We start from the raw sequence: 24,869 nt of genomic DNA on the forward strand, positions 1-24,869 counted from the left end.
CTGACTGATGGAATTCAGCAATGAACGGCTTGTCCAATGGATGAGCACGACACTGGACAAAGCATGGAGTGGCGTCGCTGACGGGGAAAACCCGTTCGCGGCATCAGTGTATTCGCCCAATCGCGATTTGGTCGCGTGCGAGCACAACACGGCGCGGGGGCAAACGCAACCGTCACGTCACGGTGAGGTCAATGCGATCGATCGAGCCTGCCAGGAACTCGGTACAACGGATCTGTCGGGCTGTGTCCTGGTTTCGACCGGTGAGCCCTGCCCGATGTGCACGTCCGCTGCTTTGCTGGCAAAAATTGACATCATCGTCTTCGGTGCTGGTTGTGATGTGGTGGCGAAATCCGGCTATGGCGGATTGGGGATCGGGTGCGAGGAGCTGATTGAAGTCAGCAACGCTCATGCGACGGTCATCGGCGGGATCGCGAAACAGCAATGTGAAAAGCTGTTGCTGGACAACTCGAAGGACGGCTGATCCCGGTGGGGCGACTGCCGCACCGCTCTCTTAATCGGATCGGCGAGCGATCAGGCTGGTGCAAAGCTGCTCAACCGCTTGCAGGTCTCGGTTGCGATAAACGATTGCCGTTGTCAAACGCGTTTTTGGGGCTGCACCCGCTTGCAGAAGACCTGTCAATCAACAACCGGCTTGCCGCGTCGGTCGGTACGGGCGGGTCAATGAGAGCGATAAGTGAGGGTGTCTTGTCTTTGGCATGCCGTATGCAAATCGGATCAGCCACAACGTTCGGGCACCTGATGCCCACAACACAACTCGTACGCGAGGACATAGATCCGATGGCTACCAGCCAACAAATTCACGGGCAATTCCGCCAAGTGAGCGGAGCCGTACAGCAGAAATACGGTGAAATCTCGGATGACGATATCCGCCAAACCGAAGGCAGTTTCCAGAAACTGATCGGTTTGATCCAAGAAAAAACCGGCCAGAGTCGCGAACAGGCAGAGGCTTACGTCAACGATTTGTCCGAGCGTGCTCGCGCAAGCTATCAAGCGTCGGCCAAAGCGGTCGCTGAGCGACCAATCGAATCGGTCGTCGCCGCCTTTACCGTTGGGATGATCGCGGGGGTGATGGTCGGCTTGGGCATCGCCTCCGCACAACGTCCCCAGCCAACCTGGCGAAACGGCTGGCGCAGCTGAGGACCCACCCTTCACTTTAACAAGGAATAGAATCAATGAGTTCAGAATCGACCCAAACGGCACAGCGGCACTCGACACAAAACCAGTCGGAGGCCGCGCAGATTGCCGCGGAAAAATTGCAACAGGCCGGCCAGCACTTCGTCGCCGAGCCCGCGAAGGACTTGCTCGGAGTCCTGCGAGGTTACGCGAATGACAAACCGGATGTTGCCGCCATGTGGTGTTTCGGCCTTGGCCTTCTGGTGGGCTGGAAGCTGCGTGGCTAGCCACGCGAGCGGAGTCTACGACGACAGTCGAACCCATTGGCGCGCCGAGACTCCAAAGCGAGTTGATCATCGACCGCCTAACCGCCTCCGTCAGATGCGGTGTCGGATCACTGCGGAGGCGGAGTGCGGTCCAGCGGTTGGCAGAACGGCGTGGTGGTCGGTTATCGCATCGCTGCGCACGGCATCAAAAGTGAACGCGACGTGCACGCCATGCTCGACACGCAAGGTCGGCTGAATGATTCCTGAACTATCGACCCGAGCCAACGCGTTGGTTCTTTCTTTCATCGGTATCCGGCGAGCCGTCGGGATAAGCGGCTTCCTGTTGCCGATCGTTCTCGGACCGATCGGCTGGCTCGCAGGGATTCCGTTTCAGGACAATATCAGCAGCTACTACCATACCGCGATGCGTGACATCTTCGTCGGGACCATGTGTGCGATCGCAGTTTTCTTGCTGTGTTATCGCGGTCACGACTGGATCGAAAACTGGACCGCCAACGTGGGGTCTGCTGCCGCATTCGGCGTCGCATTGTTCCCGCTGGACCCCGGCAGCGATCCATTGTTGCAACGGTCGTTGATCGGCTACATGCACACGATCAGCGGGGGCGTGTTTTTTCTTACCCTCGCATGCTATTCGCTGTACCACTTTCCACGATCCACGCGTGACCCGGTCGAAAGCGAGCCACACCCCTGGGAACGTAACTTCATCTATCGGAGCAGCGGCCTGGTCATTCTGTTTAGCATGGCTGCGATGGGCGCCTATTTGTTCTTCGCTCCGATTTCGCTCAAGCAGCAATTGAACCGATTTAATTTCCTGTTTTGGATGGAATGGATCGCGGTCTGGGCGTTTGCCTCGGCTTGGCTGACGAAGGGAAGAGTGATTGCCGCGGAGATCGCGGTTGACTTGCTGTCGATTCCGCGCGAAGCGATCGCGGAACACTTTTCTGGACGACTTCCTTAAGGGTGTGATTCCGGCGTACTCAGCCATTTGTTTTGGTATAGCAAATGCATCGCTCGAGGCTAAATCGCGGTTGTACAGGCCGCGAAAGTAGTAAACCAGCACGTGCATTCCCACCCAAACAATTGAGTTTAACTATGGATACTGTCCAGGAAGTTCGTACCTTTCCCGATGTCCATCTGACCGATCCCCGCGACGCCTTTGCGAAACCTCCGTACCCCGACCAGGAGGCGTTTGCCATGCCAGGTACAACGGACAAAATGAATCCAACGCCTGACCATGGTGAGCAGAGTTATCGCGGATCAGGGAAGCTGAAAGGGCTGAATGCGTTGATCACAGGTGCCGATAGCGGCATTGGTCGCGCCGTTGCGATCGCCTTTGCTCGCGAAGGCGCTAACGTCGTCATTAACTATCTGTGCGAGAACAGCGACGCGGAGGAAACCAAGACGGTGGTTGAAGCTGCAGGGGTCAAAGCCGTGACCTGCGGCGGCGACTTGCGGGACGAAAGTTTTTGCAACGAGTTGATCGATCGGAGTGTTGATCAATTGGGCTCGCTGGAGATTCTGGTGAATAATGCCGCCTATCAAGAGACGGCAAATTCTATCGACGAATTCTCCACTGAATTGTTCGATCGCATTTACAAAACGAACGTCTACGCGCCCTTCTGGCTTTCTCGCGCTGCGATGGAGCACTTGCCCGCCGGTGGCAGCATTATCAATACCGTTTCCATCCAGGGGTACAATCCCTCCGCGTACCTCCTGCCCTACGCCACGACGAAATCCGCGATGATCGGAATGACCAAAGCGATGGCCAAATTGGCGATCAAACGTGGTGTCCGGGTCAACGCGGTGGCTCCCGGCCCCGTTTGGACTCCGTTGATTCCCGGGTCGATGCCGAAGGACAAGTTCGAAAACTTTGGGGCGGACACCTTATTCGAACGTCCGGCTCAGCCAGCCGAACTTGCGCCGATGTATGTCTGGTTGGCAAGCCCCGAGGCGAGTTTCGTCACCGCGGAAGTGTATGGCTGCACCGGCGGTAAGACACCGGTTTGATTTTCCATGGTGTGTGGCGTCGGGGACGCGGTTCGTAGCGACCCCGGCGTCGTGATCTTCCGACGTTTGGCATGGAATGTGCGATCTCGCTGCCGCGCTTCATCAATTCTTCAGCGACGAGGTCTCGCACGCACATGAGGTCAGACAATTTGGACATCGCCAGCGGGGTGTTGGATGCGATCGGGCGAACGCCGATCGTTCGCCTCTCGCGATTCTTGGACTGTGATCAAGTTGAGCTGTTGGCCAAACTGGAGTCTTCTAATCCAGGAGGCAGTGCCAAAGATCGACCAGCGAGGATGATGCTCGAACAGGCCTTGGCACGGGGAGAGCTGAAAGCGGGAAACACGGTGATCGAATCATCGTCCGGCAACATGGGAATCGGATTGGCTCAGGCCTCTCGGTACCACGGCTTGCGTTTCATTTGCGTCGTTGATCCGCGCGCTCAGCTACAGAATTTGAGAATCATCAGAGCCTTGGGCGGCGAGATAGAAATGGTGCAACGGCCGCTCGACGGAGACTTTTTGAAGGCCAGAATTGCGCGGGTCTGCGAATTGCTGGAGCGGATGCCGGAGAGCTATTGGCCGAACCAATATCGCAATCTGGATAACCCGCGGGCACACACCGAAGGCACGATTCGCGAGATCGATGAAGCACTCGGTGGGGAGTTCGACGTCGTGCTAGTTGCGATCAGCAGCACGGGAACGGCACAAGCCTGTCGTGACTACTTATCATCCCGAGGTCGCAACGTGGACGTGATCGCGGTCGACGCGGCGGGGAGCGTTTTATTCGGCGGATCGCCGGGACCCCGGAAGATTCCCGGGCTGGGTGCAGGCAGAGTGCCTCCACTCGCTATCGGGCAGTCATTCCAGCGAGTGCATCGTGTGACCGATCTCGATTGCGTGGTCGGATGTCGCCGCGCCGCCCAACGCGAGGCGATCTTGGTAGGGGGATCCGCCGGCGGCGTCTTGATGTCGGTAGACCACCTGAAAGACCAACTCGTGGGCAAACGCTGCGTCGCGATTCTCCATGACTCCGGCACCCGGTATCTGGACACCATCTACGACGACGACTGGGTTGAAACGCATTTGGATTGTGATCCGATCCGCTTGAAACGATGGGTCGAGACGGGTGTAGCACCGATTTCTAACGAGGTGATGCTGTGAGTATTGCGAATTTCCCAGAGGCAGCAGTGCCGCAAAGCCGAGTCGATGGCGGCAGAGAGAAGGTACGACTGGCCATCGTCGGATGCGGTCCGCGCGGCCTGCAATGCCTTGAAGCGTTCAGCCGAGCCGTCGGGGAACGAAGGTTACACGCGATCGACGTGACGGTGTTCGAGCCGGCCGGATCGCCCGGTGCCGGTCATATCTATGACCCGCAACAGCCACGTGAGCTGCTCATGAATTACGCGACGCAGCACATTGATTTTTGGCAGCGTTATCGTCAATCTCCCATGGCCCAGTCCGAATCATTGATCGAATGGCTGGATCACCGTTATCCCGACTTGGCAACGACCGATCAGTACATCCCGCGAGCGATTGTCGGAGAGTACCTTTCAGATTGTTTTCAAACGGTCTCTAAGCGATTTGCGCCTTCGTCGTTCCGTGTCGTTCGGAAACGCGTCCGGCGGGTGTGGCGGGACGGTCTCGGATGGCACATCGAATTTAATGGGGGCACGACGTCATTTGATTATGTCGTGCTTGCGACCGGGCATGAAGGTTTACGACCTTCGTTAGACGGTGAATCCACGTTTAGCCATGGACGGCGGAAAGCCCGCCCGGTCTACCCCGCCAAGTCGCAACTTTCTACCGGTTGCGTTCGCGCCGGTGCCTCCGTTCTCATCCGCGGAATGGGCTTGACTGCGATCGACGCTGTGCTCTCGTTGACCGAAGGTCGCAGCGGGGAGTTTCAGGCGAACGATCCTTTGCCTCGCTACATCCACTGTTTCAATGAACCTCGACTGATCGACTTGCGTAGCCGATCGGGGCGGCCGATGTTGGCCAAACCGACTGCGAAAGTTGAGCCCATCGAAGACCGCTTCTGGGAACCGTTCCGCAGGCGTCTCGAGGATCTGCAAGCATGCCGTGGCAGAATTCGATTTCGCAGTGACCTTTTCACCGTCGTATCGGATGCGGCCGCAGAGCTACTGAAGCGACACGGCGCAAATCCAGTTCGGGAACGAGACATCAGCAACTGGTATCGCGGTTGGGCTCGCTACCGGATGGATGCACAAACGGCCTACGATGCTATGTTGCAGTCCCACGGTGTCGCGACAGGACGGCTTCCAAAGGACATCCCCTTTGCTCTGGGGGAATCGTGGCGGAAACTCTATCCTCAAGTGGTCACGCTCGTCAGTTACGGCGGGCTGGCCGATGACCAGTATTCGTCGTTCCGATCGGTTGCATCGGAAATGGAGCGAATCGCCTTCGGCCCACCCGCGAAAAGTATCGGGAAACTTCTTGCATTGATCAGCCAGGGCGTGGTGACGTTGGGGCAAATCGCAGAACCGTTCCCGGATGGGAAAGATTACGATACGATTCTTAATGCAGTGATCGCCGGTCCCCACGACCCGAGTTTCGCCGGCCCTATCGCCGGGCTGCTGGACGATGGAGTCTTGCGTCGGCACGGTCCCACCAACGCGATCGTAACCGACCACGAAGGATTTGTTCCTGGCACCGAGTGCACCCTCGCCATCTTCGGACGCGCGACTGAAGGATGGGTGGTCGGTAACGATACGTTATCACGAGCGTTGCACGACCAAATTGATCGCTGGGCGTCCCGTATGGCCGTCATCACCGAGTCGGTGGGCGGTGCACGCTATGGATTTTGAGATGGATCGGATGATGTCGCCCACATGTCGAGAACCAATGGTCCGCCAGCATTGCCATGGGCAGGTGCCGCTTGATGCTCGAATCGAACCTTGGATGCTCGAGTGCATGGACGACATGCGGTTGTTCGATCGGATCGCCGAATTCGGATCTCCCTTGAACGTGATTCACACCGGTTCGATGGAGCAAAATGTTGCTGCTTTACGACAGGTGGCATCCGATCGAAAGATCGACTTCAAAATCTTTTTCGCCCGCAAGTCCAATAAGTGTCTGTCCTTCGTGGACCAAGCCAAACGCTCCGGAATCGGCATCGACACGGCCAGCGAGAACGAGGTTCAGCAGTGTCTGTCGCGCGGGATTGATCCCGATCAACTGATTTGTACGGCAGCGGTCAAAAGCGAAGCGCTGCTGCAACTGTGTCTCGAACGTCAGATTTGTATCGTCGTCGACAATTCGGATGAACTGAATCGCATCGTCTCGATCGCGAAACGAACCGAGCATACGGCTCCTGTCGCACTGCGTCTGGGCGGATTTCATCATCAAGGACAAAAGTTGCCCACCCGATTCGGATTTGACGTCGAGAGAGATCGCGAGTTGTCCGCGCATTTAGGCGATTTGCCGATCTCTGTTTTGGGAGTCCATTTTCATCTGGGCGGTTATGACGCGGGCCATCGTGTGGCTGCGTTAATCGAATCTCTCGACTGGATCAACCGTCTCCGCCGCGAAGGGCACTCTCCGGCCTTTGTCGATATGGGAGGCGGATTCCCGATGTCCTACTTGCAGTCGGAAACGCAATGGAAAAAGTTTTGGGACGCTCATCAAAGCGCACTGTTGGGGCAACGTCGTGAAGTGACGTACCGAAATCATGGGTTGGGGCTGACCGTTCATCAAGGAGAGATCATCGGCAAGCCGAACTCGTATCCATATTATCAATCACCAACGAAAGGCGACTGGTTGCGGAGCATCCTGGACTTTCCCGTCGCGGGCGTTTCGATCGCCAAACGGATCGCATCGTCGAATGTCCAGTTGCGTTGTGAGCCCGGCCGCAGCCTGATGGACGGTTGCGGTATGACGGTGGCTGGTGTTGAGTTCCGCAAACAGAATGCGGAAGGACACTGGTTGATCGGGCTATCGATGAATCGCACCCAATGCCGGACTTCGAGCGACGATTTCCTTGTCGATCCGATTTTGCTGCCGTGTGGTCGTCACGATCGTCAGATGAAATCTGGATTCTTGGTCGGCGCGTACTGCACCGAATCCGAACTGCTTTCACTCCGGCACTTGGTTTTTCCTCACGGAGTCCGCTGCGGCGATCTCGTCGTCTTTCCTAATACTGCAGGCTATCTGATGCACTTTTTGGAAAGTCGATCTCATCAGTTCCCGCTGGCAAAAAACTATGTCTGGCAGAGTGACTCGCTCGACCCGATTGATCACCAACGGATTTGCGCGAGCACGGTTTGAGATTCGCTTGGCGGTCGGGCGGTTGGCAAATGCGACCGCCATGAAAGCACCTCAGATTCTGGCGTCTTAGCGCCGCGTGCGAAACAGATGGGCGCTTTGGGACTTTTGTGCTAGTCACCGGGTCGATCGTCAAGGTTTTCCGTTTCCTACGGGCCTAGACTGCGACGCAGCGAACGAAGCGTTGCGATTGATTCGGCCCTAAAGGATGAAGTGTGATGGCGGACGACACGATTCCAAAGACCAGCCAGACCCATTCAACAACCGACCAGGCCCAAACCCGAAACGCCTTCAGTTATCTGCCGGTGTCGGATGCGGCCATCGGTCTCGGTTTCTATTTGACCGGGGCAGGGATGGACGAGGTGGCGCCGAACGCGCCCTATCCGCAGCAGCACCATCCCGAACTCTACGATTTTAAATGGGATCAAGGGCGTGTCTTGCCGGAGTTCCAATTCGTCTACGTGCATCAAGGTCGCGGAGAATTCGAATCGGACGAACATGGGCACATCGAAGTCAACGCAGGAACCATGATCCTGTTGTTCCCGGGTGTATGGCACCGGTATCGACCGATGAAAGAAACAGGTTGGACGGAGTATTGGATTTCGATCGGAGGGGAGATGCTGTTTAGCTTGCAAAATCGAGGCTTCCTGGATCCCGCTCGACCCATCTTGCGTTTGAGCCATTCCGAGAAAGTCGTCGATCAGTACAAAAAGATCATCGACTTTGTCACCAGGCATCCCGACCAACAGCCTGCTTCGCTGTGTGCAAAGGCGTTGACGATCACTGCCGAGGTGCTGGACGAAACGGAGCACTTTGGCATGACGCCGGAGACGTTGGCTGATGAAGTTGATCCGGTCACTCGCAAGGCATTGCTGACGATTTGGAACCACAGTCACCGTAAGTTGTCCGTCGCGATGATCGCCAAGCAAATCGGTGTCACCACCCGGACGCTGGAACGGCACTTCCGCACGACAACGGGCCAATCCGTGCTCGAGCACATCACCGGATGCCGTCTCGACCGTGCGCGCAGAATGCTCCGCGAAACGACGTTGCCGATCAAGTACATCGCGTACGCGGCGGGATTTAGCTCGCTGAGCCACATGTGCAGGGTCTTTCAACGCATCGAGTCGAGGACCCCGAGCGACTACCGAGCAGAAAACCATGGCCGGGCCGAATAAGTCGATGTCCTTTCGAGGTCGTCGCGGAATGTCCCACGGCGGGACGACTCCGAAAGGGGCATCACACCCGGAGGAGCGAAGGGGCCGCAAAACGTGTCGCAAAACGGCAAGTCTTTGGAGGCTGGATTTGGCGTTACGGGGCGTAACATGGACCCAGTGCACCGCCTATGTCGGCATGTGCCCTCTTCACTTTTCTTCTTTCTATTTCTCAGGAGTCATCCATGAGACGTCATCGCACCGGATTCACGCTGGTCGAACTGCTGGTGGTCATCGCGATCATCGGCATTCTGGTCGGCCTCTTGCTGCCCGCGGTCCAGGCTGCTCGCGAGGCCGCTCGCCGAATGAGTTGCAGCAACAACTTCAAACAAATCGGCCTGGCAATTCACAACTACCATTCGGCGTACAAACAATTGCCGCTGCAGGGATGTGGGACGTATCGCCTGGGCGGCCACGACATGTGGGATCGGGCCAACGACACGACGTCGATCAATCACCGAGGCTCGTTCTTGATCGGCATTTTGCCCTTCGTGGAACAACAGGCCATCTGGCAACAAATCAGCAATCCGCTCGCGAGCAACGCCGACGGATCGCCTCGCAATCCGCCATGGCAAGCGATGGGGCCCGGGGTAGCCAGGATCGACTACGGACCTTGGGGAACGGAGATTCCGACGTTGAGATGCCCGAGCGATCCGGGCGTCGGGTTGCCCGCTCTCGGTCGCACGAACTATGCCGCTTGCATGGGCGATTCTGCAGTCTTCACGCGGGATCCCTGGTTGCACGTCGATGAAGTTGCCAGCGGTGCCACGTTGCCGTATTCAGTCAATGACACCGGACAGGCGATCCGTTCAAACAAGTGTCATCGCGGTGCGTTTGTCCTTTGCAAGGACATGAAGTTCCGCGACATCCTGGATGGACTGTCCAACACGATCCTGTGTGGAGAAATCGCGACCGATCTGGCCGATGGTGATGCCCGCACGACCCTTCCCCGCTCGGACACCTACTCCGATCGCCCCGGTCATGGCCGAGGGGAGTGCCGACGGAATCCGTCCTGGGGCGACCAATTTCTCGATCCCGACCGCCCGCGGTTCTGGATCGCTGCCGCCACTTCGTCGGCCAATGCCACGCAAGCTCGCGGTTTCCGTTGGCATGATTGCTATCCCTTGTACACCCAGTTTCATACGGTGCGTCCGCCCAACAAGGCGATGTGCTCCGGTGGCCGCGATCACAACGATTCCACCTTGGCCGCATCGAGCCGTCACCAAGGCGGAGCCCACGTTTTGATGGGCGATGGGGCCGTGATCTTTATTACGGATTCGATCGAGGCGGGCGATCCGAATGCACCCCAGATCGCTTACCACAACAGCCCACCGACCGTCGCTGGTGCGGAAAGCCCTTATGGACTGTGGGGGGCCTTGGGAAGCCGCGCCTTCAATGAAGTCATTGAAGAGCAATTGAACCAATAAGGCAGCCCAGTCGACCCAGATTCATGACGCTCGGCCTCGGCATTTGCCTTTGGTCATTCCGGGGCCGGCGTCGAACAACCTCTCATCGAACAAGGATCTCAATGAATCGTTTCATACGCCCCACCATGGTTGTCGTGCTATTATGCTGCCTGATCACGGGTTGCTCTGATGGGCCCCAGAACATTACGCAGAACGCAAGCCAAGAAGAGATCGACAACTACAACGCGCTGATCGAACAAGCCGAAAAGGAAATGCAAGGAGACGGCGAGGTCGAAGACCTGGAAGAATAATCGTCGCTACACGCGGCATCGAACCACCTCAAGCGTCTTGCGGCAATCGTTGCAGGACGCTTGTGGTGTTCCTTCGCCCGACGGCAAAACCGATTGCGACAGACAAAGACCGACACAAAGATTGAATCTTATGGCCACACTCAACTCATTACGATCGCTTTTCCTGATTGTTGCACTGCTGGCGATCGGATCTGCCTGCGCGGAACCACCGGTGTTCGACTTGATTTCGAAGCCGGTTCATGATCCCGATTGGGAAGTCGGTTTTGCAGCGATGCGCGATCGCGGTTACACGCCGCTGTTCAATGGCAAGGATCTGACGGGATGGTGGAATCCCTATCCGCACGGAAAAGCGGAAGCCGTCGATGGTGAGATCCATTTGACCGGTGACAAGAAGTTTTTCCTGGTCACAGATAAGCCGTACACGGATTTCCGATTGAGTGTCGAGATTCATCTGCCCGACGGCCCTGCGAATTCGGGCGTGATGTTCCGCTGCCATGTCGACGAAGATGCCACCAAGAAAGTCTATGGCTACCAAGCCGAGTGTGATGGATCGGATCGACGTTGGTCCGGTGGCCTTTACGACGAAGCCCGTCGCCGCTGGATCTGGCCGAGCATCAAAGGGCGTTCCACGGAACAGTTCCTTGAACACGCCGAAGAATCCCAGCAGTTCTTTTCACAACCACGGGTTCGCGATGCGCTTAATCGCAACGGCTGGAACCGGTACGAGGTGACCTGCGTGAAGGATTTGATTCGGATTGAGGTCAATGGGGTGGAAACCGTTCGCTTTCGCGATGCGACCGATGCATCGGGCTACATCGGGATTCAGCATCACGGTGAAAAAGGCCAAACGTATCGCTTCCGTAATCTGTTCCTTAAAGAGCTGCCGGTGGTTCCTGGCGAGCGACATGCAGAATTGACCGACCAGTCGCCGGTCACCATCAAACGGATCAACGACAAAGTCACGCAATTGGATTTCGGCAAAGTCGCATTCGGAAACATCGTCATGCCGGTGCCCGAGGGGCGAGGCATGGCGAAGGTGCATTTCGGAGAAAAACTGAAGGAGGGCCGCATCGACCAAGATCCGCCGGGAACGGTTCGCTATGGAGTGACCCCCGTTCGCCTCGGCCAGCAGCGTGGAAATTGGATCGTGCCGGCCGTGGTTGACCCGCGAAACGTCGAGCAGGCGGGGCTGATCTACGCGAATCCTCCAGCGGTTTTGACGCCAGAGGCCTGGCGATCGGTGATGCCGTTTCGTTGGATCGAGATCGAAGGCGTGGATCCAGAATTCCCGTTTGAACTCATTCGTCGCCGGGCTGCGTTTTCGGCGACTTGGAACGACGACGCCAGCGCCTTTGAATGTTCTGACGAAACGCTGAACCGGATTTGGGATCTCTGTAAATACAGCATCAAAGCCACAACGTTTGCAGGCGTCTATGTGGACGGCGATCGGGAACGAATCCCGTACGAGGCGGACGCCTATCTGAATCAGATCAGCCACTACACGACCGATGATGATGTCACGATGGCGGCACGAACGTTTGATTGGTTGATGGAGAACGGGACTTGGCCGAGTGAATGGGCGCCGCACATGGTATTCATGGCCTATGCCGAATGGATGTACTCGGGCGACACCGAGTGGCTGAAGCAGCGTTACGAATCACTGAAGGCAAAAACGCTGCTGCATCGAAGCGGCGCGGACGGATTGGTTCGCAGCGGCGAGTCGGATCAAAATCGACACGACATCGTTGATTGGCCGAAAAACGAACGCGACGGATTTGTGTTTACCGAAATCAATACGGTCGTCAATGCGTTTCACATCGAAGCCCTGGAGCAAATGGCCGAAATGGCTCACGCGATCGGAAAGGACGCCGATGCCAGGGCATTCGAGGCCCGTGCTGCGGGTGCAAAAACATCTTTCCACAAGACGCTCTTTGACGAAGATGCCGGGGTCTACCGTGACGGTGTCGGCACCGATCATCACAGCATCCATGCAAATTTCTTCCCGTTGGCGTTCGGCCTGATCCCCAACGAAAACGTCGCCGGTGTGGTCGACTGGTTGGCTCAGGCGGACATGCGCTGCAGCCCCTACGCAGCCCAATACTTCATGGACGCGCTGTTTAGTCACAACCGAGCTCGAAAGGCTCTCGACCTGATCCTCGCCGACGGAGACCGCAGTTGGAAACACATGCTCGACAGCGGCACGACGATCAGCTGGGAAGCCTGGGATTTGAAGTACAAACCGAATCAGGATTGGAATCATGCCTGGGGTGCCGCGCCGGCGAATCTGCTGCCACGGCATGTCTTGGGGGCCCAGCCCGGCACCCCCGGTTGGAACACGGCCACGATTCGCCCCTGTCCCGGTGATCTGTCCTTCGCCCGCGGCAAAGTCCCCACCTCGCGCGGTCCGATTCAGATCGAGTGGACCAACGAGGAATCGTTCGATCTGTCGCTGTCGTTGCCCCCGGGAATGACAGCGGTGGTGGATCTGCCCGCGACCAAAAATTCCGTCGGTGTGTTTGCCGGCGACACGCCTGTTCCCGCAACTAAACGCGGCGACCGCTGGGTGGTTGACGACGTGGTCAGCGGATCGGTCCGTTTCGAGGTGAAGTAGCGGCGAGGCACGGCGCGTTTTTTCGCGCCGGCTCCACGACGATTACCTGACCCCACTCGCATTTTGCTCACGCTGCTCTCGCGGTGGATATTCCATCGGCGACGGTGGAATTGGCGTCGCACGCGATGCCTTCATGCACTGGGATCATGATGGTGCGCCGTTGCGACGGGCTGGGGGACATTGGCATGGCGGTTGCATCCGCAGCGGCGACTTGGACACTACCGATCGTAGACGTCCCGACCTCGCCAAGTGGGCCTCTTCAACACAGTATGTGACCGCGACCGCTCCACCCTTTTTGATCTTTAACGGGGACCAAAAGTTTGACGATGCTGTCTACAACGATCACGTGATGAGTTTCATCGACGAAGTTTTTCCCACGAAGTAATCCTCAAGAATCGCCAATGACCAACCTCGGTTTCATCACCAAACTTGTGACGTCACGGATGCGACTGCATCCCGGACGGATGATCATCACCACCGTGGGAGTGATCGCATCGACCTGTGCCCTGGTTTGGGTCGTGAGCGGCTACGACGCGTTGGTGTCACAGTTCGATGAAAACGCGGGGAAGTATCTGGGGCGTTACGATGCCCTGGTGATGGCAGGCGGCGGGCTGCCGGGATCGCCTCCGGCAACCATCTCGTCCGCATTGATTGATGCGCTCGATGACGATGCCGGCGTCTTGGAAGTCAATCCGGTCAGCAGTTCACGTGTTTCGGCGACGCGTGTCAGACGCGAAACCGATGCCGAGGAGCCTGAAACATCGCTGGGCTTGCTGGTCGGAGACCGTCCGCCGGTCAATGGTGCCCCGCCAGTCGGCCCCACACTTGTCGCCACACCCGCGAGCGACCCGCCTTATGAGATCGTGGACGGGGATTGGTTGGGCAATGAGGTCGACACCGCGACGGCGGTGGTCGGTGAAGACGTTGCCAAGGAGTTGAAGCTGTCCGTCGGCGACGAGTTGCTGGTGACCACGTTTGGAAACCAAGTCCGTTTACCGCTTGTCGGGATCATCGAACAAGCCCCCCAAGCACCTTCGCTGGGCGGAGGCCGTGGCCAGCGTGGTGGCGGGGCTCGCGACGGCGGACGCCCTGGCGTTAAAACACCGCGACCAGGGGAGCGCCCGAAACAATCGGGAGCACCCGCCATCGGATTGCCCAGCGGTTTTATTCAGGGCGTGCCCACCAGTGCAATCTACGTTCGTCCCGAGATGGCGGAAACGATCAATGGTTTTCCCGCGACGCCACAAGTGCTGCAGATCGCGCTGCGGGAATCGGTCACGATCGACCAGTTTCGTGAGGTCTGGGGAGGCAAGCTTGCCGACAACCGACCGGCGCTTCGGCTGATCGATTTTGATGACGTGCGCAGCGGCATGGAATCGGGCAGAAGCGTGTCGGGGCAACAATCACAAGCCTGGGCTGCCACCGGCATGGCATCCCTGGCGGCGATCTTCATCATCTTTTCGACGCTCAGCATGGGCGTCAGCGAACGAACACGCGAGTTCGCGATGCTCCGTGCGGTGGCGCTGACGCGCTGGCAGATCGCGGGGATCATCGCGATCGAAAGTGTGTTTTTGGCGTTGCTCGGTTGGACCGGCGGGCTGCTCGCCGGCTGGTTGATGGTGCTGGTCGGCAGCCGCGTTCTGCCGGGGCTGTTTAGCTCCGGCGCCGTCTTGGGTTGGACCAGCATCTTGCTGAGCGGTCTGACCGTGCTGGTCGGAGCGTCGGCCGCGGCGGTTCTGCCCGCATGGCGCGCGATGCGGATCAAACCGCTCGACGCGATGTCCTCTCGCCCCGCCACCCCCAACCCTCGCCGCTGGGTGATCCTCGGCGGCATCGGCCTGATCCTTTCCGCGGCGACTCCCATCAGCGTGTTCGCCTTGCCAATGTCGGACCAATGGCGCAGCTGGTGTTACTCGTTCGTCACCTATCCGATGCTGCTGTTGGGGATGATCTTACTTGCTCCCGCGGTAGTTGTCGGCTGCGAAAGACTGTGTGGGCCTGTGCTCACAGGCCTGATGCGGTTGGATCCGCGGATGATGAAGACACAACTTTCGAGCAACCTTTGGCGCAGCGTCGGCGCCACCTTAGCTCTTTCTGTCGGTCTGGGCCTTTACGCGTCGACACAGACGTGGGGCTATTCGATGCTGGTGCCGTTCACACCTGGGAAGTGGTTGCCCGATGCGCTGGTCGCGTTTCATCCGATCGGTCTGACCGACGATGACGTCGCGTTGGTCGAGCAAGTGGAGGGAGTGAAATCGGACCAAGTGATGCCTTTGGCGATCGAGCAGGCCAAATTTGATTGGCAGGGCGAAGACCCACCGAGTCGGTTGAAGTTCGGCGACAACGGCATTGTTTGCGGTTTGGATCCCCACCGGGCCTTCGGCGGCGAAGCTCCCTTTTTGGAGGTGACGTTCGTTGGCGGCACGCGTGAGTCGGCAATCAAAGCGATTGCCAACGACAATGGCTGTGTGGTTTCCGAAGACTTCGTGATGGCTACCGGGTTGGATGTCGGCGATCCGGTCGCGTTCACCCTGCCGTCGGACGAAGACCAGCGAGTCACGTACACGATCGCAGGCGTGGTCGCGCTGCCGGGTTGGCAATGGGTGACGAAGTTCTCGGGAGTCCGCCGACACTTCGTGCGAACCGGAACCCTGCTGTTTGCCGATCGCCGGCGCGTTCATCGAGATTTCGGATTGAAACGCACCGAGTTCGTTTGGATGAACTTCCAGGATGCAGCGGACCTGGAAAAGGTGGCGTCAGAGTTTCAATCGATCGCAGAGCGTCACAGCGGCGAAACGTTTACGGCAGCCGGCGTCGGAGAAGTCAAATCGTATCGGCCGTTCGCTCGGATGACGGCGACCGACACGGTACGCAAGGCCATCAAGATGCGTGCCGACGACATGATCTGGGGGATGAGCTATCTGCCGTTGATCACGCTGGCAATCATGTCGTTGGCGATCGCCAACACGGTGATCGCGTCGGTTCGGTCGCGGACCTGGGAATTCGGCGTGATGCGATCGATCGGGGTGACCGGCGGCCAATTGATTCGTTTGGTGTTCGCGGAGACCGCTCTGATTGCGATCGCTGCTTGCGTCTTGAGCCTGGCGTTTGGGTTGGTCGCCGGCTGGTGCGGCGTCGGCATGGCGCAATTCGGCGGCTGGTTCGCCGGGCCGCCTTCATTCCTGATCCCATGGGGGCAGTTGTCGATCGGGTTCGCATTCACGTTGGCGTTGTGTTTTCTGGCGGGACTGTGGCCGGCGCTGAAAACGGCGCGAGCCGAACCGCTCGGTCTGCTCCAGGCCGGACGTGCGACGCAGTGACAGGGCAGAGTCTTCAGCCCAGTGGGTTCCCAGGCGGAACGATGGAACAAGAGGTTAATAGACCGCATGATTCACGTGGTCACTGACGTTACCGCCAGCGATGGATCTTCAGTTGTCGGTGTTTGGTGGGCGTGATGTCGGCAGGGTGCTCGACGTAAATACTTTCTCCACACCACGGGCAGGCGGGGGCACGGTCGTCGACTACTTTGCCGCATTTAGAACACGGCGTGCGATTAAGCAGTGCAGCGTCTTTGGTAACGTTGTTCATCAAAGCAATCCTGTCTGAACGGAACGGTCATTCATTCGCGGACCGCCGATCGCGGTCGGGCGTGCCGCGATCGGGTGCGCACGCGGCTACTCCATTGTCCAGGCTATTGTAGAGATGGCATCAAGTGTGGCGATCGGCGGTTCCCTGTCCAGGCGGCTACAGTGATGCGTCCAACCGCCAACGGATTAGACAACCGTGGCGATCACGCACCACGACCGCACGGGGACGGCCCCGGTTCGGGGCAACTTTGACGATCAAGTCCCGCACGTAACGGTCGGCCTCGTGTACACCTCGAACGCTTCGGATTTGCCAGAAAACGATGAGCAATCAAATTCACAACCACGTCCTCGTCATCGGGGGCAGCCACGGGATCAGTCTGGAACTGGTCCGGATTCTCTCCGCACGCGACTGTCAGATCACCGCCATCTCCCGGAGTCAAGGTGAACTGGCAGACGACGATTTATCCGGTAAGGGCATCCGGCATATCGAGTGCGATGTCGTCAACGGCGACCTGTCGAAGATTGAATTGCCGAATTCGCTGACCGGTTTTGTTTACTGCCCCGGTTCGATTCGGTTGGGGCCGGTCAAGTCGGCCAAGCCGGAGCTGCTTCGTGAGGACTTTGAGCTGAATGTTGTGGGGGCGATGAAGTGTTTCCAGGCAGCCATCCCTGCGCTGCGGCAGTCGGGATCGGGGAGCGCGGTGTTCTTCTCGACCGTCGCGGTCAACCACGGGATCGCGATGCACAGTTATGTCGCGGCCGCCAAGGGCGCGCTGCAAGCACTCGCGAAAACCTGGGCCGCCGAACTCGCACCGAAGATTCGCGTCAACTGCATCGCCCCAGCGCTGACCGAGACGCCATTGTCGGCAAATCTGCTGTCGACGGACGAAAAGAAAAAGACGATGGCGGAAAAGTACCCGATGGGACGCTACGGTACGGCGAACGACATTGCGGAAATGGCCGCGTTCCTGCTCTCCCAGCGCAGTCGATGGATCACCGGCCAGACCATCGGCGTCGACGGGGGAATGTCCGGAATCGTTCCTTTGTAACATCTCGACGCGGCTTGCCAGACGTGGCTGTTTTTCAACAGAGATGGTCAAGTCTTACCCGACACAGCAATTCCCATCGCACGAAGGCGTCACCAAACACCTGGGCCGCGACATCGAAGTCAACGACCGCGTCATCTTTAGCGACCCGTGGGGCACGATCGAGTTTAAGGGGACGGGGGTCTTTATCGCCGGGGGAGCAGGGATCACTCCGTTTATCGCGATCTTGCGAAAGCTGGAACAAGACGGGCAGTTAGAAGGAAATCGGCTGTTCTTTTCTAACAAGGCACGCGAAGACGTTTTCCTGCAGGGGGAGTTGTTCCGCATGATGGGCCGGGCCGCCGTGTGCACCCTGACACAAGAGAAGCATCGCGACTACGAACATGGCCGCATCGACAAAGATTGGCTGCAAAGCCGAGTCGATGACTATTCCCAACCGTTCTACGTCTGCGGGCCTCCGTCGATGGTTGACGACCTGAAGTCGGCGTTGAAGGATCTTGGCGCGGAAGTCAACTCGATCGTTTTCGAAGAGTAACGCAGGACGGTTAGCTTCGACGGGGCATTTAATCGTAGCGGAAGTCGCCAAGACTTTCGCAACCCGTGAGGCTTCTCTTGCGTTCGCTTACCACGCAAACCCTGTCTCTTCCAGGGGAACGTGAAGTAACACGCTGATTCATAACCATGCGTTAACTCTCCCAGATCGCTCCCCTGTCCGCATCGATGTCCGCATTGATTCTGTGATGCAATTGTTGCCGGTTCTCTTCACTCCGGTGCGGAAGCTCTGCGTCAAGTCTCCCACGCTCCAAAGCTTCGTCGACGGCTGAGAATCCCCCTCACCCTCGACCTCTCACCCCCGGAAAACCTGACTCGCTGAAGCTCGCCAGGTTTTCCGGGGGTGAGGGGAGCCAGAATCATCAATCTGGTCTTCCAAAGAGATGAACGTAGCAATGTTTTGTCCTGCAACATTGTCTTGTTCACTACGGTAGTGGTCTGCAATAAAGATCACGTCCCGAGGGAAACAATCTCAATCCATGGGTCGTGCTCGCGCGGCAAAGTAGGCGCGACCGTGGTTACAAACTACGCTGTGACCGCTTCGCGGTAGGCGGGGAAATCCGTGTAGCCGTGCGGGCCGCCGGAGTACCACAGGGACATGTCTGCGGTCTCGGCCAGTGGCCAGCCGTTGGCGAAGCGTTCAACAAGATCCGGGTTGCTGATGTACGGACGTCCGAACGCGATCAAGTCCGTGTCGCCTTCGGCGATCGCGGTTTCAGCGGACTCGCGTGTGTATTCGACGTTGCCCATTAGCCGACCGGAATACACCTCGCGGAAGTCAGCAAGCGTCATGGCCGGACCGAGTTGGTGAAATCCGAATCCCGTTCCGTCCATGACGTGCAGGTAGCCGAGATCGTGTTCGTCCAGTCGTCGCGCGACGTAAGTGAATTGTTCGCGGTAGTCGGGCGAACCCATGTCATTGAACGCTCCGTTGGGGGCGAGTCGTACGCCGACACGATGCGAGGGCCAAACCGACGTGACCGCCTGGACGACTTCTGACAGCAATCGGTATCGGTTCTCGATGCTGCCTCCGTAGGCATCGGTTCGGTGATTGGTTTTGGATTGCAAGAACTGATCGAGCAGATAGCCGTTGGCGGAGTGGATTTCGACGCCGTCGAATCCCGCCCGCTTCGCGTTTTCGGCGGCTTGCCGGTAATCGGAAACGATGCCGGGAAGTTCGTCCGTCCGCAGCGCCCGCGGTGTCTCATACGGTTTTTTCCCGCTGGGTGTATGAACGCCGTCCCCTTCGATCGCGATCGCCGAGGGGGCAACGGGCAAGTCGCCGTCGTGGAAATCGCTGTGTGACGCGCGGCCGGTGTGCCACAGTTGCAAAAAGATCCGTCCGTTGCTGTCATGAACGGCATCGACGACCTGCTTCCAGCCTTCGGTCATTTCATCGTTGTAGATCCCCGGGGTGTTGGGCCAACCGATTCCCTGCGGTGACACCACCGTTGCTTCACTGATGATCAATCCCGCGGACGCCCGCTGTGAGTAATACTCTGACATCAAATCGTTGGGGATGCGGCGTTCACCGGCTCTGGCACGCGTCAGGGGGGCCATGACGACACGATTTTGCAACGTCAGATCACCGATGGTCAGCGACGAAAGCAGGTTCGTTGGTGGTTGGTTGGTCTTGGAAGTTGTCATGATCGTTTCCGACGAAGGATGGTTGGGATTCTTCAGAGAGTTGCGGCTTTGGCCAACGGCGAAATCATCCGGTACCAACAACCCCGCGATAGGGTAGCCGGCACGACCACATGGATTGCCGCAGCGGGCGGCTGGGCCCGATGCCAAAGCGAGCGTTACGGAGGAATACCGCCGGATTGACACTGTCTTACAGTGAAAGGACCAAAGCGTTGACTGGTCGGTGCGTCGGCTTCAACTACTCCACAATCATCACACCGTTCATGACTTTCCAGTGCCCCGGAAACGTGCACAGGTAGGGATAGTGCCCCTTTTGAGATGGGGCGTTGAAATAGATGGTGAATCGCTCGCCCGGTAGTACGACGTCGGTGTGGGCGAGCACGTCGGTGGTGGCTGGGATGTAGTGACGAAGCGCCGCTTCAGGATCCGAAATCAAACGGTCGGCAAGCTCACCCACCCGATCGATGGTTCCGGGTTTAGCCAACGCCCAGTTGTGCGGCACCACGTCCGGGTTAGACAGCGTCAACGCGATCGGCTGACCCGCACTGACCCGCATCGTTCGCATCGTGTAGGAAAGATTGGTTCCGGTTTCGATGGTGATGTCACGTGCCCCGGCAAGTTTCTTTTGATACGGGTTCGGCACGCTTCGGGTTGCCATGGCAAGGTCGGCGACAATCGGATGCGGCGCGATGGTCTTTCGAGTCGCCACGTAACCGGGAAAGTCTGCCAGTGGTTCATCCAGTTCGTGAACGGTGACGAACAATTGATGGAATTGGTCGGGCGCTGACTGCAGCGCGAGGTGTAGCTGATTGACCTTTTGCAGGTCGGGTAATTCGATGAACAGTGTTCGACGATCCGGCAAAACATGGGCGGATTGAATGTGCACGTTGTCGTGGCCGCGGACGCCGAAATGACGCGTCGAAAACTCGGGCGAACCGTAACCGGGACCGTAACGATAATTCCAGGCTTGTGCGAAATGGCTGCCGGGATCACCCGCGATTGCGACGTCCAGCGGCATCGAAAACGAGATCGTGATTCCGTTTTCATGGGCATGGAATCCGGTCGGCAATTGGGCGGCACCGCCACGGTATCGGACGCGCTCGAAGCAGCCGTCCTCGGGTGTGTAGCTGCCCCAGCCCTGCATTCCGGCGACGTACAACTGACCGTCGACCGGGTGGAATCGTCCGCGGTGTGCGCCCGAACGGAATTCACCCGGTAGCGGCACGACGGCCCCTTGGGCTTGCCCGCCCACCCGGTCACGCAGCACCAGGAAATGCGAGCCCCTGCCGAACGAAAAATGCAGCAATTGGCCCGAGAGCGGTCCCCATGAGTCGCTGTCGACGAACACTTGGCCGCCACTGGAATTGTCCAGGGAACGCGGCAGATACGCCAACGGCAATTCCGGAGTCACGCCCTCGCGCGGGCCGCGGTATCCGAAGTGCGGGATCGCGGCACGTTCGTTCAATGGCCCTGTGCGATCAGGATCAACCGCGCAAATCATCGACGCGGGTGTCCAACTACCCTCGGACGCCGGGACGGTCACGGTTCCATCGGGCAACAGGCCCAAGCCATCGGGATTTCGAAAGCCGGTCGCGATGGTCTCGGCACGCTGCCCGTCGGGTGAAAGACGCATCAGGCCCTGATTGCCCGACGCGATGTAAAAGTTGCCATCGGGATCACGCTCCAGTCCACAGATGAAATCGTGTCCGGCGGCCGAAGTCTGGTAGGCGTTGCTGAAACATTCGTGGTAATCCGCTTCGAAGTCCCCGTTCAGATCATGCAGGCGAGTGATCTGGTCACGTCCCAACACGAAGATGCCGTCTTCGTCAGCCACGATGCCCAACGCGTGGTGCAGCCCGGACGCGAACCGCCGCCACGAGGATGTCTTCGAGGGGAATTGAAAACCGGTCACCCGCCAGACGTCACCTTGCATGGTACAAACCAATGCCGAACCGTCGGGCAAAAACGCGTGCCCGCCGCAAAACATCAAAGCGTTCCATGGGTTATCAAACGGCAATCCGATCGTGTCCACCGCATAGGGCGTTCCGCTTCCGAGTTGGATTTCGGTCTCGATCGTTTCTGGCCAACGCGTCGGAGCGTGGTGGAGTTGCTCGCGCAGCGGGTGTGAATCCGCGGGGGCGACGACACGAACGAAGCGACCGTCTTTGACATCCGGCGCGTCCAAGAAGTCCTGGTCGCCGATGCGATAGGCGAACACGACGCGATCCCCGGTCCGATAGAAACCTTGATACCGAAAGGGCTGGTCTGGTTTGGACTGTTCGGGTATGGGAAGCAGTTCGCCGTCGATCTTCAATCCGTCCAGGAATCCGTGTCGGTGCGACGAAAAATGGACAAATCCGCCGCGCCACACGGCCTCATAGGTCAACGTGTCGGGATTGAAACAGGTTGCCAGTTCGCCGTGATCGCCCACACGCACGCACACGCCGCGGGGGATGGTTGTCTTGCCGACGCGGACCACACCGCACATCACCGCACCGAGTTCGGTTAGGTTCCATCGGTCGTTGGCCCAGGTGGTGTCGTTCTGGTTGCCCCAGTGGCCTTGGTCGCCGCCATCCAGGCCCGGATACTCCGCCAACAGCGGCGGGTTGGCCGGATGCCCGCGGAAAAACTCCGCTTGCTTGGCGTAAAAGTCATAGACGCGGTCCCGGTTGACCGGGTGTTGCCAACTCGGCCAATCGTCCGGGTGGAGTGGCTGGCGATCGATCGGAAACTCCGCCGGCCCGTGCGAGTGGGCTTGGGCGTGGGAAAGCAGCAAATCCATCTCGCCCATCGCCAGCCCCCGATCGGACCCCAAGTCGAACAAGAACTTGAGCAATCCGCTCAGGTCTTCGTCGGACATCGCACCGGCCAGATTATCGGGCATTAACGTTCCGACCTCGCGTTGTAAAACGATCTCGTCGATCGCGATCGCCGTCTCGGCCGGCGGATCGGAGGCCGGATCGCGGAGCACGATTTCTTCGTCGTCTTGGCGAACCAGGTAGCCTTGGTGCGTGCGGCCGGATTCATCCAGAACCAGATGGGCCAAGTACTCTGGTGGGATGTGACGCTTTGGCCACAACACCGATTCGACCAATTCTTCGGGCTTTCGTTGCTTGCCGATCGACGTCAGCTCCGGACCGACGCTGCCTCCGTGCTGCCCGATGCGATGGCAGGACAGACAGGCGGAATTGGCATCGGCGAACGTCTGCAATCCGCGTTGTGGATCGCCGCTGCGAAGGGCATCGTCGACCAACGTGGACACGAGCTCGGGGGAATAGTGCTGAGTCTTCGAAACCGGTTGTGTTTGGCGGGATTGCGATTCGTTGTTCTCATCGCGGGGTGGTGTCGTTTCGCCGCGCCAAATTAACAGCGTCGTGTCATCTTCCTGGACATCGATGACGGGGTCGGCGGGAATCGTTCTCACGCCTTTCGAAATCCGTACCCAGTGGATGTTGCCGCGGCACCCGATCCGCCCTTCGACCAACCGACCGATCGCCAGCTTTCCGGCAACGCCGTCTCGACCGCGTGACTGGATCGCCTGGTCTGCCACCGGTTTGCCGTCGACCAGCAAACGTACCCTGGTCGGCTGATAAACCATCGTCACGGTGTGGGGCTTGCCGTCACAGATCATCGCGTCGCTGTGGACGTGATCGGGTTGCATGCCGGGCAAGTAGGCGGTGAAGTTGCCGGTGCCGTTATTGGAAAAAATCTCCCAGTGATCGCCCGACCGCTTGGGATCGCTTGCAACCAGGATGTTGTATCCATTGGAATCGGGCAGCGTGACGCGACACTGGACCGTGATCGGCGGTTGACGATACGCGGAGCTGCCGTCCAGGAGTGTTCCCTCGATTGAAGAGGGACGCGGTGGCGGCGGTTGTTGCGGTGAATGGGTGCGCAGCTTCGGCTTCGGTCCGGCGGGTTGACCGTCGATTTGCGGCAACAACCAATGCAAGCCGTCCAGGTTGTCTCTCAGCCGAAGCTCCACGTCGTCTTGCGTGTGCCCCAGAATACCGATGGGGCCTTCGTAACCGGAATGACGGATCGCGGCCAAGAGCTGGACATCGTATTCACCTTCGCCCAGCGGCAGGATTTTCTGCCCGCGTTGGTCACCGTTGCGTGTCATGCCGTTGATGTTCAGGCACAGCAAATACGGTTTCAATGATTCCAGCACCTCGGCGAAATCGTCGATGTGTCCGTGACCGTGGTGCAGGTTGTAGACGATACCGACATGATCGGCGTTGTGATGTTCGCGAAGGTAGTCACAGACGGCGATCATGTTCTCCGGCTCGCCGCCCCAACCGCCGTGATTGTACAACCCGAGTTTGCTGCCCAGCTTGCCGGTCCGTCGGACCAGTGGCAGCAACTGTGACGCGGCGGCTTTCACACGATCGGTCTGGCTCTGCCCCTCGACCGGTCGCAACATCTGCCAGATCTGGGGGTGCATGTCGTGCTTTTCGAACAGGCGAAAGGCGTCGTCGTGTGATCCCCAAAACGCGAAGTACTCCAGCCCATGCTTCTTGTATTGCAGGATCTCTTCTTCGAACGTCGGTACATGCTCGGCGCGCCAATCGTAGGCGACGCGGCGCAGCCCGAGTCGCCGGACCATTTCGGCGCGCTCGGCCGGCCCGCGTTTTTTTGCGTCGAAGGGCACGATGCACCAGGCGACCAGGTTTTCGTCGCGCAGGTTGGTGGGCGTTTCGGCAAAGCATTCTGCGATGACGGCGATGCACAGCAGGATCGCCAGGGGGGCACGTCGATGGGCCATGGTTTGAGACTTTCAGCACCGA

General features: G+C 58.5%; 19 protein-coding genes. 16 read left to right on the plus strand and 3 right to left on the minus strand.

What is annotated here, in order from left to right:
• Window positions 1-7: 7 nt before the first annotated feature.
• From Mal15_RS21795 to Mal15_RS21855, 14 genes are all read left to right on the plus strand, one after another.
• Window positions 8-481 carry a nucleoside deaminase gene (locus tag Mal15_RS21795; RefSeq protein ID WP_147869707.1) on the plus strand — a complete coding sequence of 158 codons (474 nt, stop codon included), beginning with the start codon at window positions 8-10 and terminating at the stop codon, window positions 479-481.
• Between the two features lie 317 nt (window positions 482-798).
• Window positions 799-1,158: a CsbD family protein gene (locus Mal15_RS21800; protein WP_147869708.1), complete on the plus strand. Its 360-nt coding sequence runs from the start codon at window positions 799-801 to the stop codon at window positions 1,156-1,158.
• Between the two features lie 35 nt (window positions 1,159-1,193).
• A complete protein-coding gene (locus Mal15_RS21805) occupies window positions 1,194-1,421 on the plus strand; it encodes a hypothetical protein (RefSeq protein WP_147869709.1) in 228 nt (75 codons plus the stop codon).
• A 99-nt stretch (window positions 1,422-1,520) separates the two neighbouring features.
• Entirely contained in the window at window positions 1,521-1,667 is a 147-nt protein-coding gene (locus tag Mal15_RS34175; protein ID WP_167546975.1) for a hypothetical protein, read from the plus strand.
• Complete coding sequence (locus Mal15_RS21810) at window positions 1,657-2,379, plus strand: hypothetical protein (RefSeq protein ID WP_147869710.1); 723 nt, start codon at window positions 1,657-1,659, stop codon at window positions 2,377-2,379. The genes Mal15_RS34175 and Mal15_RS21810 overlap by 11 nt, the downstream gene beginning before the upstream one ends.
• A gap of 44 nt (window positions 2,380-2,423) precedes the next feature.
• Complete coding sequence (locus Mal15_RS21815; protein WP_233902946.1) at window positions 2,424-3,428, plus strand: SDR family oxidoreductase; 1,005 nt, start codon at window positions 2,424-2,426, stop codon at window positions 3,426-3,428.
• A gap of 134 nt (window positions 3,429-3,562) precedes the next feature.
• Window positions 3,563-4,591, plus strand: a complete 1,029-nt coding sequence (gene sbnA / locus Mal15_RS21820) for a 2,3-diaminopropionate biosynthesis protein SbnA (protein WP_147869711.1) — start codon at window positions 3,563-3,565, stop codon at window positions 4,589-4,591.
• Window positions 4,588-6,255, plus strand: coding sequence for an FAD/NAD(P)-binding protein (locus tag Mal15_RS21825; protein ID WP_147869712.1), 1,668 nt, complete (start codon window positions 4,588-4,590; stop codon window positions 6,253-6,255). Before sbnA ends, Mal15_RS21825 begins: the two co-directional genes overlap by 4 nt.
• Before the next feature lie 13 nt (window positions 6,256-6,268).
• Window positions 6,269-7,714 carry a Y4yA family PLP-dependent enzyme gene (locus Mal15_RS21830; protein ID WP_233902947.1) on the plus strand — a complete coding sequence of 482 codons (1,446 nt, stop codon included), beginning with the start codon at window positions 6,269-6,271 and terminating at the stop codon, window positions 7,712-7,714.
• 215 nt (window positions 7,715-7,929) lie between these two features.
• On the plus strand, window positions 7,930-8,889 hold the full coding sequence (locus Mal15_RS21835) for an AraC family transcriptional regulator (RefSeq protein WP_147869713.1): 960 nt from the start codon (window positions 7,930-7,932) through the stop codon (window positions 8,887-8,889).
• A 221-nt stretch (window positions 8,890-9,110) separates the two neighbouring features.
• Entirely contained in the window at window positions 9,111-10,352 is a 1,242-nt protein-coding gene (locus Mal15_RS21840) for a DUF1559 domain-containing protein (RefSeq protein ID WP_147869714.1), read from the plus strand.
• Between the two features lie 101 nt (window positions 10,353-10,453).
• Window positions 10,454-10,642 carry a hypothetical protein gene (locus Mal15_RS21845; protein WP_147869715.1) on the plus strand — a complete coding sequence of 63 codons (189 nt, stop codon included), beginning with the start codon at window positions 10,454-10,456 and terminating at the stop codon, window positions 10,640-10,642.
• 271 nt (window positions 10,643-10,913) lie between these two features.
• The gene (locus Mal15_RS21850; protein WP_147872317.1) at window positions 10,914-13,253 is read left to right on the plus strand and encodes a family 78 glycoside hydrolase catalytic domain; all 2,340 of its coding nucleotides are present in this window, start codon (window positions 10,914-10,916) and stop codon (window positions 13,251-13,253) included.
• A 401-nt stretch (window positions 13,254-13,654) separates the two neighbouring features.
• Window positions 13,655-16,573 (plus strand): FtsX-like permease family protein, encoded by a 2,919-nt coding sequence (locus Mal15_RS21855; RefSeq protein WP_147869716.1) that lies wholly within the window; start codon window positions 13,655-13,657, stop codon window positions 16,571-16,573.
• Between the two features lie 88 nt (window positions 16,574-16,661).
• Here the strand turns inward: Mal15_RS21855 and Mal15_RS21860 are convergent, their stop codons facing one another.
• Window positions 16,662-16,841 carry a zinc ribbon domain-containing protein gene (locus tag Mal15_RS21860; RefSeq protein ID WP_147869717.1) on the minus strand — a complete coding sequence of 60 codons (180 nt, stop codon included), beginning with the start codon at window positions 16,839-16,841 and terminating at the stop codon, window positions 16,662-16,664.
• A gap of 319 nt (window positions 16,842-17,160) precedes the next feature.
• On the opposite strand from Mal15_RS21860, the gene Mal15_RS21865 reads away from it, so the two are divergent.
• Together Mal15_RS21865 and Mal15_RS21870 are read left to right on the plus strand one after the other, a co-directional pair.
• Entirely contained in the window at window positions 17,161-17,889 is a 729-nt protein-coding gene (locus Mal15_RS21865) for an SDR family NAD(P)-dependent oxidoreductase (protein ID WP_199773707.1), read from the plus strand.
• A 43-nt stretch (window positions 17,890-17,932) separates the two neighbouring features.
• Window positions 17,933-18,421 (plus strand): ferredoxin reductase domain-containing protein, encoded by a 489-nt coding sequence (locus Mal15_RS21870; protein WP_147869718.1) that lies wholly within the window; start codon window positions 17,933-17,935, stop codon window positions 18,419-18,421.
• Between the two features lie 542 nt (window positions 18,422-18,963).
• Here the strand turns inward: Mal15_RS21870 and Mal15_RS21875 are convergent.
• Window positions 18,964-20,085 carry an alkene reductase gene (locus tag Mal15_RS21875; RefSeq protein ID WP_147869719.1) on the minus strand — a complete coding sequence of 374 codons (1,122 nt, stop codon included), beginning with the start codon at window positions 20,083-20,085 and terminating at the stop codon, window positions 18,964-18,966.
• Between the two features lie 235 nt (window positions 20,086-20,320).
• Complete coding sequence (locus tag Mal15_RS21880) at window positions 20,321-24,847, minus strand: DUF6797 domain-containing protein (RefSeq protein WP_147869720.1); 4,527 nt, start codon at window positions 24,845-24,847, stop codon at window positions 20,321-20,323.
• Window positions 24,848-24,869 lie beyond the last annotated feature (22 nt).

It is taken from the genome of Stieleria maiorica (assembly GCF_008035925.1).
GTDB classification, from domain to species: domain Bacteria; phylum Planctomycetota; class Planctomycetia; order Pirellulales; family Pirellulaceae; genus Stieleria; species Stieleria maiorica.